The following is a 14,462-nucleotide window of genomic DNA, read 5'->3' as shown; positions in this document are numbered from 1 at the left end:
TGCACGATGCGCGAAAGGCCGTCGGTGCGCGAAAGTGAGATCATGGGCGAGGGGCTGATCGGCGCGCGGGTGACCCGGCAGGAGGACGTCCGCCTGCTCACCGGCCGGGCGCGGTACATCGACGACGTCCAGGTGCCGGGGATGCTCGAGGCCGCCGTCCTCCGCAGTCCCCTGCCGCACGCGCGGATCGTGCGCGTCGACGTCGCGGCCGCGAACGCCCATCCCGGCGTGTTCGCCGTGATCACCGGCGAAGACGTGCTCGCGAGTACGAAGGCACCGCAACCGGTGATCTGGTCGAACCTGCCGGATATGCGGATGGCCGAACACCACGCGCTCGCCGTCGGCAAGGTGCGGTATCCCGGCCAAGGCGTCGCGGCGGTCGCGGCGAAGGACCGGGCGACCGCCGAAGACGCGCTGGAACTGATCGAGGTCGAGTACGAGGAGCTCCCGGCCGTCAGCACCCTCGAACAGGCGCTGGCGGACGGCGCGCCGAAGCTCTACGAAGACTGGCCGGACAACATCGCCGGTACCGGCACGATTCCGATGGGTGACGTGAATGCCGCGTTCGCCGAGGCCGACGTCGTGCTCACCGAATCGTTCCGTTTCGCGCGCCAGATGGGCGCGCCGATCGAAACGCGCGGCGTGGTGGCGACCTGGGATCCGTTCACCGACCGGCTCGACGTCTGGCTTTCGACGCAGGCGCCCAACCTCGCGCGTGAGCTGTTCGGCGAGATCTTCGGGCTCTCGATGGACCGGATCCGCGTGCGCACCCCCGACGTCGGGGGCGGCTTCGGTAACAAGTTCGACTTCTACGCCGAGGAGGTCGTCGCGGCGATCCTCTCGCGGCGCACCGGGAAACCGGTCAAGCTCATCGAGGATCGCGCGGAGAGCTTCGTCGCCAACGCGCACTCGCGCGAGCAGAAGATCGACGTCGAACTCGCGGCCAAAGACGACGGCACGATCATCGGGCTGCGTGCCACGGTGTACGGCGTCCTCGGCGGTGTGCTCGGTTCCGCCGGTGCCAGCCCGTGCTGGACGACGACCGCGCTGCTGACCGGGCCGTACGCCATCCCGAACGTGGAACTGAGCCTCGTCGCCGTGATGACGAACCGGTCGCCGTACGGATCGTTCCGCGGTTACGGGCTGCCGAAGGCGAACTTCGTCCACGAACATCTGGTGGAGCAGCTGGCGAAACGTCTCGGCGTGGACGCGCACGCGGTGCGGCGCAAGAACTTCATCCCACCGGAAGCGTTTCCTTACCAGAGCCCGGTGTTCGTCTACGACAACGGCCGCTACGAAGACTGCCTGGACCTTTGCCTGAAGGCGGTCGAAGACGCGGGCTGGACGAAGCGCCGCGGAAACGGTGTCGGCGTCGGGTATTCCTTCCACAACGAACTGACCGGGTTCGGGCCGAGCCGGATCATCAACCTTGCCGGACTGGGACATTCCGGGTTCGACGAGGAGGTCGTGCGGGTCGACTCGACCGGGCATGTGACCGTCCACACGGGAATGTCGGCGATCGGCCAGGGCATCCACACGGCGCTGGCTCAGGTGGCCGCGCAGACCCTCGGCGTCCCGCTCGACCACGTCACCGTGCTTTCCGGGGACACCGACAGCTGCCCGTACACCGGATACGGCACGGCGGCGAGCCGCGGGGCGGCCGTCGGCGGCGCGGCCGTGCTGAACGCGTCGACCCGGTTGCGGGCGAAGATCCTGCGGGTGGCGGGACATCTGCTGGAGGCCTCACCCGACGATCTGTCCATTGAGGATGGAGTGGTCTCGGTGAAAGGCGTGCCGGGCAAAGAGGTGACGCTCGCCGCGATCGGCGACGCGGCATACCGGCGACTGAACGGCGCCTGGCCCGAAGACGAGACGCCGACGTTGGAAGAGCGCGAAGTCTACGACCCGGTCAACGTCGCGACCTCGTTCGGCTGCACCGCCGTCCTCGCCGAAGTCGACCGGGAGACCGGCGTGGTGACGCTGCTGGACTACCTGATCGCGCACGACTGCGGCACCGTGATCAACCCGATGATCGTGGACGGGCAGTTACACGGCGGCGCGGCGCAGGCGATCGGTGGCGCGCTGTACGAGGAACTGGTCTACGGCGCCGACGGGAGGATGGAGACCACGTCGTTCACCGGGTACCTGCTGCCGACCGCGACCGAGATCCCGCCCTTTTCCGTGTCCCATATGACGACGCCCGCCGAACACGTTCCCGGTGGGTTCAAGGGCATGGGGGAAGCGGGCGTGATCGGCGGTGGCGCGGCGATCGCGCACGCGGTCGAAGACGCACTGCGCGAGTACGACGTCGACATCACTTCACTGCCGATCACCCCGCCCCGGCTGCTGGCCGCGATGAAGCGAGGAGGACGCCGGTGAAGGCCGCGCCGTTCGACTATCTCGGGGCCGCGTCGCTCGATGAGGCCGTCGACGCGCTGGCGGGTACGCCGGACGCGCGGGTGCTGGCAGGCGGGCAGAGCCTGGTACCGCTGCTGAATCTGCGTCAGCTCCGGCCGCCGCTGGTGGTCGACATCAACCGCGTCGACGCGCTTTCCTTTCTGCGCGAGGAGAACGGACGGCTGGAGATCGGCGCGCTCACCCGGCACCGCGTCGTCGAGATGTCCGAAGTCGTACGCTCCGAAGTCCCTCTGCTCGCCGAAGCGATCGGTTACGTGGGGCACACGGCGATCCGGAACCGGGGCACGATCGGCGGCAGCCTCGCGCACGCCGATCCCGCCGCGGAACTGCCCGCGGTGATGGTCGCGCTCGACGCCGAATTCGGCGTCCACGGCCCCGAGGGTGAGCGGCTGGTCTCCGCACGCGACTTCTTCCTCGGCCCGCATCGCACGGCGCTGGGTCCCGGCGAACTGCTGACCCGCATTTCGGTGCCGACGCATCGAGGCGGTCACGCGGTCGAGGAACTGAGCCGCCGAAGCCGCGATCTGGCGCTGGTCGCCGTCTTCGTCACCGTGACGATGTCCGGCGACGTCTGCGAAACCGCGCGGATCGCCGTCGGCGGCGCGGGCCCGACGCCGATCCGGGCCACCACCGCCGAGGACTCACTCGTCGGCAGCGCACTGACGGCCGACGCGATCGCCGTCGCCGCCGATCTCGCCGCCGCCGCGACGGATCCACCAAGCGACTTCCACGCACCGGCCGGCTACCGGCGCGAGATGACCGCGGTCCTCACCCGGCGGGCGATCGCGCGAGCGAAGGAGCGCGCATGATCACGGTCACCCTGACGGTGAACGGACGGACCTACCGCGCGGACTGCGAACCGCGGCGGACCCTGGCCGACTTCCTTCGCCACGACCTGGGGTTCACCGGGGTGCACGTCGGCTGCGAACACGGCGTCTGCGGCTCGTGCACGATCACCCTCGACGGCGCGAGCGCGCGTTCGTGCTGCCTGCTGGCCGTCCAGGTGGACGGGGCGGAGATCGTCACCATCGAAGGACTCGCCTCAGACGGCGAACTGAGTCCGCTGCAGGAGTCGTTCCGGAAGCACCACGGCCTGCAATGCGGATTCTGCACGCCCGGGATGCTGGCGACGGCGATGGAACTGCTGAAGGAGAACCCCGCCCCGACGGACGCCGAGATCCGGCAGGGAATCTCGGGGAACCTGTGCCGGTGCACGGGTTACCAGTTCATCGTGGACGCCATCCGGGACGCGGCTCCCGGCCACAGCCAAGGTCCGTGAAGGCCTCCTTCCCTACTCTGAGGGTAGGGCCCCGGCAAAGTCGCATAAGTGCTGGTCGGCGCTGTTCTTGGTGGTCTGGATGTGGCATCGCTGATGCCTGTGGGGTGCGAGTGTGGAGGATTTGGGACGGTGAACGTCCCAAATCCTCCACACTCGAGGTGTACCGGGTTCAGGGGCATGCCCCTGAAGTTCTGTTGATCAAGCTTCGCAACCGGGGTGCGACCCCGTGTCCATGAAGGAATTGGGACACTCAACGTCCCAATTCCTTCATAGACGTCGGCCTGCGCCATGACGAAGAGGTCTCCGACCAGCAAGATTTCGACTTTGCCGGGACCCTGCCTTGAAAGTAGGGAAGGAGGCCTTCACGGACTTTCGTGTCTTGAGGCCTTCGCCCCAGGGGCGACCAGTCCGGATTCGTAGGCGAGTACGACGAGCTGGGCGCGGTCACGGGCGTGGAGTTTCGTCATGGCCCGGTTGACGTGGGTCTTGGCGGTCAGCGGACTGATCACCATCCGAGCGGCGATCTCGTCGTTGGACAGGCCTTGAGCCACCATGACGACGGCCTCGCGTTCGCGGTTGGTCAGTTCCGCGAGACCGGCGACGGTCCCGGTGGCGGGTGGCAGGGTGAGGTACCGGTCGATCAGCTTGCGGGTGATCGACGGAGCGAGCAGCGCGTCACCGCGCGCGGCGACGCGGATCGCGTGCAGGAAGTCTTCCGGCTCGATGTCCTTGACGAGGAATCCGGCGGCCCCGGCCCGCAACGCCTTGAACACGTACTCGTCCAGACCGTAGTTGGTCAGGATCACGACGTGCACGGAAGCCAGCGCCGGGTCCGCGGCGATGCGCCGGGTCGCCTCGATGCCGTCGACCAGCGGCATCTGGATGTCGATGAGCGCGATGTCGGGCAGGTGCTTCCTGGCCAGCGTGACCCCTTCACCTCCGTCCGCGGCTTCGGCCACGACCTCGATACCGTCTTCGGCGTCGAGGAGGGCGCGGAATCCGCTGCGGATGAGCGGCTGGTCGTCGACCAGCAGGACCCGGATCACGACGACCGCGCGACGGGGAGTTCGGCCTCGACCGTGAAGCCGCCGTCGCCGCGTGGCGCGGCCCGGAGACGGCCGCCGAGCGCGGTGACCCGTTCGCGCATGCCGAGCAGCCCGACGCCGGGCACCGAGCCGGTGCCGGGAACGGCTTTCCCGTCGTCGTCGACCTGGATGACGAGCGTGTCCAGGCGGTAGCCGATCCGGATCGAAGCGGAAGCGGCGGCGGCGTGCCGGGTGATGTTGGTCAGGGACTCCTGGACGATCCGGTACGCGGCCCGGTCCACCGCGGCCGGTACGTCGGCCCGCTGTCCTTCGACGGTCAGTTTCGCGTCCAGTCCGGTCGTTCTGGCCTGCCGCACCAGGTCCGGGACGGCGTCGAGGCCACGCGGCGGATGTTCGGCGTCATCGCGCAGCGCCTCCAGGGTCGCGCGCAGTTCGCCCGCAGCCTCACGGCCTGCCTCCCGGATCGCTAGCAACGCTTCCGGCACCTCTTCACCTCGTTTGCGGGCAAGGTGGACGGCGACTTCCGCCTGCACCTTGATGACGGAGATCTGGTGCGTGAGTGAATCGTGCAATTCCCTGGCGATGTGCAGGCGTTCTTCGTCGGCCCGGCGTCGCGCGGCCTCCTCGCGGGTGCGCTCGGCTTCGTCGGCCCGTCGCTCGGCCTGACGCAGCGCCTCACCCGCCGCCGCGGCGGCGATCAGCCAGGCCAGTTGCAGGACTTCGCGGCTGTGGATGAAGGCCTCGCCCACGGACAACACGCGCGCAGAAGCCAGGATCGCGAACGGAAGGGCGAGCACCATGACCACCGAACCGGCCAGCGTGGCGATCCGGTGCCCGGCGCGCATCGTCGCGTACACCGCGAACAAGTACGCGACGGCCGGTACGTCGAAACCCACGAGCTGGCAGGCCAGCGCGGTCAGCCCCGTCGTGGCGAGCACGGCGACGGGCGCCCGGCGGCTCGCGGCCAGCGCCACGCCTCCGATCACGAAGAACGCGTAGCCGAGCGGCTCGAGACTCGTGTCCGATGACCGGCGGGACATCACCGTGACCACGAGGACAGCCAGCACCCCGGCGGCGATCGCCCAGTCTCTCGCACCGATTCGTGCCTTGCGCATCTCCGAACCCTAGCCGGACGGCGACTCGAAGTGATCCTCCGCGAAGACCACACACGACTACCGCGTCCGTGGTAGTTCCCGGGTTTCTGCCGCGGTGACGGCAGTGCCCGATGTCCACGTCCGTGCGACGACGAGTGGTGGGTGCGGCGGACAGGATCGGCGTGTCACCGAGAGAAGGAAGAACTCATGTCCGTTCATGTCTTCGCCCAGCAGACCGCCGATATCTACACACTGAGCCCGGGGCGGCTCGGATCCATTGTGGCCGGGGTGCTCGGTCTGATCGGTGTCGTCGCCGGTGGGCTCGCCCGTGCTCGGTCCGCCGGCCGCTTCGGCAGCGGCTCCGGGCGGCGCGGCGCCATCGTGGCCGTCGTGACGGCCGCGGTCGGCATGGTCCTGGCCGGGCTGGTGGTCGCCACCTCCGACGGGGGCATCGGGACCGGCAACGGGCTGGCCGGGGCCTTCGTGGCACTGATCATCGGGCTGGCCGCCCTGCTCCTCGGTGGGCTGACCTTGGCTCGCTCCCGGTCCCACAGCGGGTGATCCCGGTAGTGCGGCCATCGTGGTAGTTCACGTGAGCCAGGAAAGTCCGTGAAGGCCTCCTTCCCTACTGTGAGGGCAGGGTCCCGGCAAAGTCGCAGAGTTGCTGGTCGGCGCTGTTCTTGGTGGTCCCCTGCGCCATGACCGAGAGGTCACCGACCTGCAGCATCCCGACTTCGCCGGGCCCCTGCCTTGAGAGTAGGGATGGAGGCCTTCACGGACTAGCGGCCCGAATCACTAGCGAGACCGCTCCGCTTGCCCGACCGGACACACCGCGCCGTCGGTGCAGCTCGCCCTGTCGCACAGCCGGCACAACAGATCGGCGTTGCCGACGTCGGCGTAGAGGCGGGTCAGCAGTTTGCCCAGCAGATCGGCGAACTGGTCCTGCTCCTGCGCGCTGAGCTCTTCGATCAAGCCGGTCAGTCCCGCGCCGCGCGCCTCCAGGAGGGTGCTCGCCGCCTGTCGCCCCTCCGGGGTGAGTTCGACGGCCACTTCCCGGCCCTGGCGAGGGCGCCGTTCGAGTAACCCGCTCCGCTCCAGCGAGTCGACCATGCGGGCCGCGGCCGATTGGCTCAGTCCCACCCGGCGGCCCAACTCGGACACGCTCAACCCCGGACCGGTCGACGCCACCACCAGTGCCGCCGCGCCGCTGGCGCTGACCCCGACCTTCCGGTGCGCATCCGCCAGTATCCGGTCGGATACGGCCAGCGCCGCCGCACCGAGCAGATTCGCCGTCCTTGCTTGCATGACTCATGCATAACCGGTCCAGTATCAGCCCGGCAAGTCGGCCGCTCCGAAAACGCATCAAATGAGGTTGATGCATCAAGCTCATTTGATGTAAACTTCGACACATGGTGCCCACAGGGCAAGTCTTCGATCCACCGGCCTTCGTCCGACTGGCGTCTCATCCGCTGCGGTGGCGGTTACTGGCCGAACTCGCCAACAGTGACTACCGGGTGCGAGAGCTGGTGGAGCGGATCGACCAGCCGCAGAACCTGGTGTCCTATCACCTGCGGCTGCTGCGTGACGGCGGGCTTGTCGCCGCGACGCGCAGCAGCTTCGACGGCCGGGACAGCTACTACCACCTGGATCTGGATCGCTGCGCCGAGGCGTTGACAGGCAGCGGGGCCGCGCTGCATCCGGCACTGCGCCGGGACACCGCACCACCCGCTCCGCCGGACGGTCGGCGTTACGGCCAGGTCGCCGTGCTGTTCGTCTGCACCGGAAACAGCGCCCGCTCACCGATCGCGGAAGCCCTGGTGCGCCACCACACCGCCGGTCAGGTGGCCGTGACCAGCGTCGGCAGCCGCCCCAAATCCAGCCTGCACCCCAGCGCCGTCCGGGTGCTGCGCGAAATGTTCGGCGTCGACGTGTTCGAACAACGCCCCCGGCACCTGGACACCCTCGACGCTCGCCGGTTCGACCACGTGATCACCTTGTGCGACAAGGCTCGCGAGGTCTGCCCCGAGCCCGGCCACCACGCGCGCCGGGTCCACTGGAGCATCCGCGACCCGGCGGCGGCCGGTGACACCGACTATTCCGCTTTCGAGCGGGCCGCGGTGGAAATCGACACCCGCGTTCGGCATCTGCTGCCCGTTCTCGCCGCTACCAATGGATCGGAGAATTCGCCGTGACCACACCAGATAAGACCGCCAGCGTCCGTTACCTCGTCGACGACGTCCAAGCCGCCATCGACTTCTACACCACTCGGCTCGGCTTCACCCTCAACACCGATGCCGCGCCCGCCTTCGCCGACGTGGTCCGCGGACCGCTGCGGCTGCTGCTGTCCGGGCCCGCGAGTTCGGGTGCGCGTGCCACCCCCGACGACGTCAACACCGCGGGCCGCAACCGCATCCACCTCGTCGTCGACGACCTCGACGCCGAGATCGCCCGTCTCGGTGACGCCGGGCAGGACTTCCTCAGCGACGTCGTCGCCGGTCCCGGCGGCCGTCAGATCCTGCTCGCCGACCCGGCCGGCAATCTCGTCGAGCTGTTCCAACCCGCCCGCTGACCCGGATCAGGCCCGGTCATCCGCCCAACGCCGGTCCGATCCACCGGCGGACGAGTTTCCGCAGCTCGTCGTCGCTGAGCGTCGCCGCCGAGGGGTAGCGCAGAAAAGACAGGAAGAGCCGCATCAGGATCTCGGCGAGCCCCTGCAGCTCCTCGTCGGTGGTGACACCGACGGCGGCCCAATCGACCGGCACGTTCCGGAGTATCCGCGCGCCGAGGGCGAAGGCCGGGGCGGAGGCGACTTCGACGGTGAAGAAGTCGGTCTCGCCCGCTTCCAGGAGCAGGCCGAGGTAGGGCTCTTCAGGGACCGTCCGGACGGCGAACACCACGGATTCCACGGCCGCCTCGGCGGCGCTGCCGAACGACGCCAGATGGCGTTCCATCCGCCCGGCGAACTCCTCGACGCCCGCCAAGGCGACGGCGCGGAGGATCTCCGCCAGGCTCGGGAAGTAACGGTAGACGGTCTGCCGGGTCACGCCGGCTTCCGCGGCGACGTCGGAGAGGCTGGTCTTGGCGAGCCCGGCACGGTCGATGCAGGCCGTCGCCGCCTCGACGATCCGGCGGCGTGCTTCGTCTTCGGTGCCGGGTGGGTTGCCCTGCCATCCATGGTGCCCCATGCGCTCCATCTTCCCCGAGGGGAACGCTTCAGCCGGTGGCAGGTGCCTTCCGGTACACCGCGGCCAGCATCAGACCCGCCCCGAGGAAGCAGATGAGCGCGTAGAGGCCGCTTCCGATCGGGGTGCCGTCCTCGGTGACGCCGTTCTTCGCGGAGAAGTACGCGGGCAGCGCGCTGAGCCAGAACGCGGCCATGCCACCCAGGTAAAGGGCGGGATAGAAGCGGGCGAAGGCGGACAGCGGTTCACCCTGCCCGCGATCCGGGGATCGCAGATGCGAAACGAGAATCCACGTGCCCGCCACCCAGAGCAGGGCGAGCTCGATACCGAGGACCCAAGCCTGTGCGGTCGTGTTGGGCTCGTCCCCGCCGAACAAACTCGACGGGATACCGGCGATCGCCATCGTCGGCGGGGTGAGTACACCGGCCACCAGGATGCGCAGGACCAGCGAGCGGCCACTTCGCGCGCCGCCGGTCAACCGCACGACCAGGTAGGTCATGGCCCCCATCGAGACGGAAGCGAACAACAGCATGCTGTTCATCGGCACCGATGCCATCGCGGGATGGTTGACGATCCGGTTGTCCCAGTTCCAGGCCCACCATTTCAGTTGCGGGCCAAGGTGATCGAAGACCTCGTAGAACACCTGGCAGGCGAAGGCGACGGCCACCGATCCGGTGAGCGCGCCGCGGCGCCGGAAAATCCCGAGTGACCGCACGAGTTCGTACGCGACCTGACTGATCACCGGATAGAACGCCACGATGTAGAGCGGCAGCCGATCCCACATGAACTGCACGGTGAACTGGTTGTGGGCGAAGATGAAGCCGTACTGCCGCTCGAGACCGAACCACTCCGGGAAGTACAACGGAGGTTCGATCACGAAGAGATAGACGAGCGAAGCGAACCACAGCGCCAAGTTCGTCGAATCGCCTGAGCGGTGGCGGCGAATGGCGTGCACCAAAGCGAATACGGCGCCGCCGATGACGAGGATTTCGAGCAGCGGCATCGTCGGCTCGGCGAGATCCCACGGGAAGCGGAGGGAGACCACGGGAGAGACGTCGTGGCAATCGAAGCCGAGATCGCGGGTGACGGCTTCCGCCTCCGGCCCGCAGACGGCGCTCATCGCGCGGGTACCGACGCCGAGGCGGTGGCCGTGCTGTCCGGCGAGTAATCGGTGGCGGGTGGCTCGGCCTGCGGATCGAAGCCGAACGGGACCCGGTGCTTGCCCAGTGCGGCGCGGACGCGGTAGCGCAGAAGCCCGGCCAGCACCCGAGGGTTCCGCAGCATGGCACCCAGCGACTCGTCGAGATTGAACACCTTGGCGAAATGGTCGTCGACCACCGGATCCTCACGAGCCGCACCGACGATGAGGCTGAACGCCGGGCTCGACATGGCCGCGACGACGCGTCGTCGCCATTCGGGCAGCTTCTCGGTCCCCGCCGCGCATTCGTAGCCGCCGTCCCTGGCCATCGCCAGGCTCCACGGGACGCTGAGCAGTTTGCGCTGCGCCGCAAGGAATCTTGAGGAGAACTTCACGTCGAGGCGGTCGGCGCGCGCGAGATGTTCCCGCAGCAGCAACGCCGAACCCGCCGCGGAACTGATGCCTTGCGCGTAGAACGGGTTGAACGCGCAGATCGAGTCGCCGACGAACACCAAACCCTTCGGTGGAGTGCGCAAAAGGTCGTAGCGTCGCCATTTGTTGCCGGTCGAGCGGGTCAGGTGCACCTCCGAGGTGGGGGAGGACCGGTCCATCGCCTCGGCGAACAACGGCGTCCGCACCCGGCGGGCCGCTTCGACGAACGTGTCGGTGGTGCGAGGCATCTCGATTCCCCATGAGCCCATGCAGGCGATGGCGCGGTTGCCTTCGATGGGGAAGAAGTTGACCAGGAACTCGTGTTCCGCGGGGTGCTCGCCCTTGTCCGGGGTCGGCATGATCACCAGGTGCCGCCACCACCAGGACGGAGGCCGCTCCGCCGGGGAGGGCAGGTCGTACCAGCGTGAGGTGTAGGTGACCTTGGCGTCGAGGGTCCGTACTTCGGGCTCGGGCCAGCCCGCGGCCGTCAGCCAGCCGCTGACCGAGGAACCGCGTCCCATCGCGTCCACCACGAAGTCGGCGTCGACATGCTCGGCGTCGTCGGGGGTGGAGAAATCGACACCGGTGACGGCTCCGTCGAGGGTGCCGCCGTTCCGTACGGTCAGGCCGTTCACCGCGACCCCTTCGCGGATGGTCACGTTCGCCAGGCCCCGCACCTTGTCGCGCAGCACGCGTTCGATGAGGATCCGCGAGCTGTAGATCATCGTCATCGTGCCGCGTTTGCGTGCCGACCAGCCCTCGCCGTCGAGGTAGGCGGCGTCCATGGACGGCATCAGATGCAGGCCGCCCGCGGCGATGAGGTCGTCTTCGAAACCAGGGAAGAGTTCCCCGATCGCGCGACGGCCCGAGTTCAGCAGGAAATGCGGGTGTTTGCTCTGCGGCACGCCACGCCGGTGTTCGGCTTCCGCCGGAAGCTCGTCGCGTTCCAGCACCAGTACTTCCTCGAAGTGCGGGGCGAGCGCTCCCGCGGTGCACAAACCGGCGGCGCTGCCACCCAGGACGACGGCGGTCTTGCCGAGCCGCATGCGGATCAACTCCCGTCATTCATACAAAGTGACGTCGAATGTATGAATGACGGGACGCTGATGTCAAGGCTGGTCGTCCCTCGCTTGGAGCAGCGCGGCGAGGAAGTCGTCGACAGCGGGGCTTGTGGCCGGGCGGGTCGCGCACCACGGCGATGGCCCCGCTCGGTGGCGAAACGATGGGACGGCGGAAGACGCAGCAGATCCTGCCCGAGGCGAGTGGGTGCACCGTCAAGTCGGGCAACGGTTTCGTCACCACGGAGACGGCTTTCGCTGTCCATGGTGATCGACCTCGGGGAAATCCGCATTTAGAGGCTCCGGCAATAGGGGCTATTTGAGTCGGCGGGTCGTGGGGCGGCCGTGCCAGCGGTAGGTCTGGCGGGCTTGCTGGATCAGGCAACGTAGGGTGACGAACGCGGCGGCGAGGTAGAGGTAGAAGTCGACGATGTCGCCGTCGCGGTCGGTGCAGCGGCGGAGTTTGCCATAGTTGTTCATCCAGGAGTGCGTGCGTTCCACGACCCAGCGTTTTCCGACCTGGATAGGGCTGGGAATGCCTTTTTTCGCGATCTCGCCGTCGAGGTGGTGGTCGGTGAGCACGTCACGGCTGGGCTGGCCGTCGTAGCCGGGGTCCAGGTGCGCCAACGGTTTATGCGGTAAAGCACCGACTTGTTCTTTGACAGCCTTGATAGTGGGATCGAGCAAGGGTGAATCGTGCCGATTCGCTCCGGCTGAGACGATGCCCACGGGTACGCCGCCGGCATCGGTGGCGGCGGAGCGTTTCAGGCCGCCTTTGCGGCGATCCACCGGTGACGAACCTGCTTTATCCCCGCCACAGGGGGCTTTCGTGATGCAGCCATCGATCGCGAGGTCATCGAGTTGCAGCCCGATAATCTTGTCGTAGGCGGTCAGAGTGATCTTGTGGAGCTTCTGTCCCAGACCACGTCCGGCTCAGTCAGCGACCCGGCGGCGGATGGTGCGATCGGAACATCCCCGGCTGGCGATGATCTCGTAGCCCGAACCGTGCACCAGGGCGGCGACGATGTGCTCGAACACGACACGATCAGAAACCCGGCGCCGGTGACACCCCCACTGATGGGTCGGAGAAAACTCCGGACGGGGCCCTAACAGTGCCTCCAGTTCGGCCCAGAGCGGGTCGATGAGGAAAGATGGCACAGCAGGCACGGGCAGTCCAGGTGATCACGTAGCGTCAGAAACTTCATGATTACCTATGCCCGTGCCTGCCCGACCACCGGACATTCAAGATCAACCCACCGCATCAAGTGCCGGAGCCTCTTAGTCGACTAAATGCGTGCTTCACGTGTTGTTCGACGAACAAACGTCGCCTACCAAAGTGAAGTGGCGTCGACTCAGTACGGTGAGTTAGCCGTGCTTACCTGGCGATATCACCCTTCAGTGGTCAACGCGCCGATTCACTGCTACGTAAAATTACGAACACATGTTCGACCGTTGTTTGGTATTATTGAGGGGTGTCCGAGACTTTCCTTCCCGAGTTGCCGCAGGAGCTGTGGCGCGCTGGCAAGCTGGAGCTTGGCCATGGCGTGCAGCAGTCCCTGCAGGTGATCCGGATTGCCTCCGCCGCGCTGGGGCAGTTTCTGGCGGAGATCGAGTCTCGCGGCCCGAAAGACTTGTATGGCTATGGTTCCACGGTGTCGTGGTTCGCCGATGTCGCGGGATTGACCCGTGGCGAGGCGGGTCCGATCGTGCGCCGCGCGATCGCACTGAACCCGACCCGCGCACTCGATGGCACGGAGATTCCGGCGTTCGCGCCTGCCACCGCCGCGGCCGCTGCTGATGGTGCGATCGGGGACCATCGGATCGATCAGATTCTGGAGTTTCTGAAGAAGATCCCGGCGGAGGTGTCGTCCGAAGATCGGAAGTGTGCGGAGAAGATCTTGGCTGATCTTGCTTGCGAGGCAGGGCCGAGACAGCTCAGACAGGCAGAAGAAAACCTGCTGGCCTGGCTCGCCCCCGACGGCAAGGAACCCAAGGACCCCGAACCCGCCCAGCCCGCACGGGAAGTCACGCTGGAACGCCGCAAAGACGGCTTCTGGAAACTGACCGGCCTGCTGGATGACGAACTCGGTGCCCGCACCGCCGCCGTTCTCGACGCCTACGCGAAACCACGCCCGGTCGACGAGTTCGGCCAAGCGGATCCGCGCACCAAACCGGAACGTCAGGGTGACGCCTTCGCCGAGATCTTGGATCTGGCGATCGCCTGTCCGGATCAGCCCGGAACCAGCGGGTACCGCACCCTGCTCCACGTCACCATTGGCCTTGAAGAGTTGAAGACCGGGATTGGGACAGCGTGCCTGGACTTCGTCGGCGAAATGACCGCCCGCGAGGCACGACTCGCCGCCTGCGACTGCCTGATGCTGCCCGTGGTGATGAGTGCCGCTGGTGAACCCCTCGACATGGGACGGCTGAGACGATTCGTCACCCCCGGGCAACGCCGAGCACTCAACATCCGCGACCGCGGCTGCGCCTTCCCCGGCTGTCATCGGCAGCCCAAGCACTGCCACGCCCACCACATTGATCACTGGGCCGACGGAGGCCCGACCGACCTGCGGAATCTCACCCTGCTGTGCGGTTTTCACCACCGGCTGATCCACCACGGCGACTGGCAAGTCCGCATGGCCGCTGACGGACGACCCGAGTTCACACCACCCCAGTACCTGGATCCGCTACGAAGACCCCGGCGCAACACCCTCCACCGCGCCACCGCTTAACCCCGTAGAACCCGAGGAGCCCGCCAGCCACACCGGCGACGGGCCCCTCATCATGTCCACAGAACGTGCTTGGCTTACCGCTC

Annotated in this window: 13 protein-coding genes and 1 pseudogene; 7 read left to right on the top strand and 7 right to left on the bottom strand. The window is 67.4% G+C overall.

The genetic code is table 11. The features are described from left to right. Positions 1 to 42 precede the first annotated feature (42 nt). Genes ACZ7KI_RS24300 through ACZ7KI_RS24290 form a run of 3 tightly spaced genes read left to right on the top strand, consistent with a single transcriptional unit; the run spans position 43 to position 3,697 of the window. The gene (locus ACZ7KI_RS24300) at positions 43 to 2,379 is read left to right on the top strand and encodes a xanthine dehydrogenase family protein molybdopterin-binding subunit (RefSeq protein ID WP_470275387.1); all 2,337 of its coding nucleotides are present in this window, start codon (positions 43 to 45) and stop codon (positions 2,377 to 2,379) included. Then, positions 2,376 to 3,227, top strand: coding sequence for an FAD binding domain-containing protein (locus tag ACZ7KI_RS24295; protein ID WP_470275386.1), 852 nt, complete (start codon positions 2,376 to 2,378; stop codon positions 3,225 to 3,227). The genes ACZ7KI_RS24300 and ACZ7KI_RS24295 overlap by 4 nt, the downstream gene beginning before the upstream one ends. Next, the gene (locus tag ACZ7KI_RS24290) at positions 3,224 to 3,697 is read left to right on the top strand and encodes a (2Fe-2S)-binding protein (RefSeq protein ID WP_470275385.1); all 474 of its coding nucleotides are present in this window, start codon (positions 3,224 to 3,226) and stop codon (positions 3,695 to 3,697) included. The genes ACZ7KI_RS24295 and ACZ7KI_RS24290 overlap by 4 nt, the downstream gene beginning before the upstream one ends. A gap of 362 nt (positions 3,698 to 4,059) precedes the next feature. Here ACZ7KI_RS24290 and ACZ7KI_RS24285 read toward each other — a convergent pair whose 3' ends face one another. Together ACZ7KI_RS24285 and ACZ7KI_RS24280 are read right to left on the bottom strand one after the other, a co-directional pair. Continuing rightward, complete coding sequence (locus ACZ7KI_RS24285; protein ID WP_470275384.1) at positions 4,060 to 4,743, bottom strand: response regulator; 684 nt, start codon at positions 4,741 to 4,743, stop codon at positions 4,060 to 4,062. Next, positions 4,740 to 5,858, bottom strand: a complete 1,119-nt coding sequence (locus tag ACZ7KI_RS24280; protein ID WP_470275383.1) for a sensor histidine kinase — start codon at positions 5,856 to 5,858, stop codon at positions 4,740 to 4,742. Before ACZ7KI_RS24280 ends, ACZ7KI_RS24285 begins: the two co-directional genes overlap by 4 nt. Positions 5,859 to 6,044: 186 nt before the next feature. Between ACZ7KI_RS24280 and ACZ7KI_RS24275 the strand changes: the two genes are divergently transcribed. Next, entirely contained in the window at positions 6,045 to 6,398 is a 354-nt protein-coding gene (locus ACZ7KI_RS24275; protein ID WP_470275382.1) for a DUF6223 family protein, read from the top strand. 234 nt (positions 6,399 to 6,632) lie between these two features. Here ACZ7KI_RS24275 and ACZ7KI_RS24270 read toward each other — a convergent pair whose 3' ends face one another. Further along, positions 6,633 to 7,142, bottom strand: a complete 510-nt coding sequence (locus tag ACZ7KI_RS24270; protein ID WP_470275381.1) for a MarR family winged helix-turn-helix transcriptional regulator — start codon at positions 7,140 to 7,142, stop codon at positions 6,633 to 6,635. Positions 7,143 to 7,246: 104 nt separating this feature from the next. Between ACZ7KI_RS24270 and ACZ7KI_RS24265 the strand changes: the two genes are divergently transcribed. Next, positions 7,247 to 8,029, top strand: a complete 783-nt coding sequence (locus ACZ7KI_RS24265) for an arsenate reductase/protein-tyrosine-phosphatase family protein (protein WP_470275380.1) — start codon at positions 7,247 to 7,249, stop codon at positions 8,027 to 8,029. After that, the gene (locus ACZ7KI_RS24260) at positions 8,026 to 8,406 is read left to right on the top strand and encodes a VOC family protein (RefSeq protein WP_470275379.1); all 381 of its coding nucleotides are present in this window, start codon (positions 8,026 to 8,028) and stop codon (positions 8,404 to 8,406) included. Before ACZ7KI_RS24265 ends, ACZ7KI_RS24260 begins: the two co-directional genes overlap by 4 nt. 16 nt (positions 8,407 to 8,422) lie before the next feature. On the opposite strand, the gene ACZ7KI_RS24255 is transcribed toward ACZ7KI_RS24260, so the two are convergent. The 4 genes and pseudogenes from ACZ7KI_RS24255 to ACZ7KI_RS24240 all read right to left on the bottom strand — a co-directional run bounded on the left by ACZ7KI_RS24255 (position 8,423) and on the right by ACZ7KI_RS24240 (position 12,814). Beyond that, positions 8,423 to 9,022, bottom strand: a complete 600-nt coding sequence (locus ACZ7KI_RS24255) for a TetR/AcrR family transcriptional regulator (RefSeq protein WP_470275378.1) — start codon at positions 9,020 to 9,022, stop codon at positions 8,423 to 8,425. Positions 9,023 to 9,050: 28 nt separating this feature from the next. Further along, positions 9,051 to 10,139, bottom strand: coding sequence for a hypothetical protein (locus tag ACZ7KI_RS24250; protein WP_470275377.1), 1,089 nt, complete (start codon positions 10,137 to 10,139; stop codon positions 9,051 to 9,053). Next, complete coding sequence (locus ACZ7KI_RS24245) at positions 10,136 to 11,635, bottom strand: FAD-dependent oxidoreductase (protein ID WP_470275376.1); 1,500 nt, start codon at positions 11,633 to 11,635, stop codon at positions 10,136 to 10,138. The genes ACZ7KI_RS24250 and ACZ7KI_RS24245 overlap by 4 nt, the downstream gene beginning before the upstream one ends. A gap of 327 nt (positions 11,636 to 11,962) precedes the next feature. Next, positions 11,963 to 12,814 (bottom strand): annotated as a pseudogene (locus ACZ7KI_RS24240) (IS5 family transposase). A 305-nt stretch (positions 12,815 to 13,119) separates the two neighbouring features. On the opposite strand from ACZ7KI_RS24240, the gene ACZ7KI_RS24235 reads away from it, so the two are divergent. Further along, complete coding sequence (locus tag ACZ7KI_RS24235; RefSeq protein WP_470275375.1) at positions 13,120 to 14,379, top strand: HNH endonuclease signature motif containing protein; 1,260 nt, start codon at positions 13,120 to 13,122, stop codon at positions 14,377 to 14,379. Positions 14,380 to 14,462: the final 83 nt, after the last annotated feature.

The sequence above is a fragment of the Amycolatopsis sp. NPDC039088 genome (assembly GCF_055598845.1).
The sequence above is the reverse complement of the archived record's forward strand: the minus strand, read 5'-3'. Positions and strand labels throughout refer to the sequence as shown.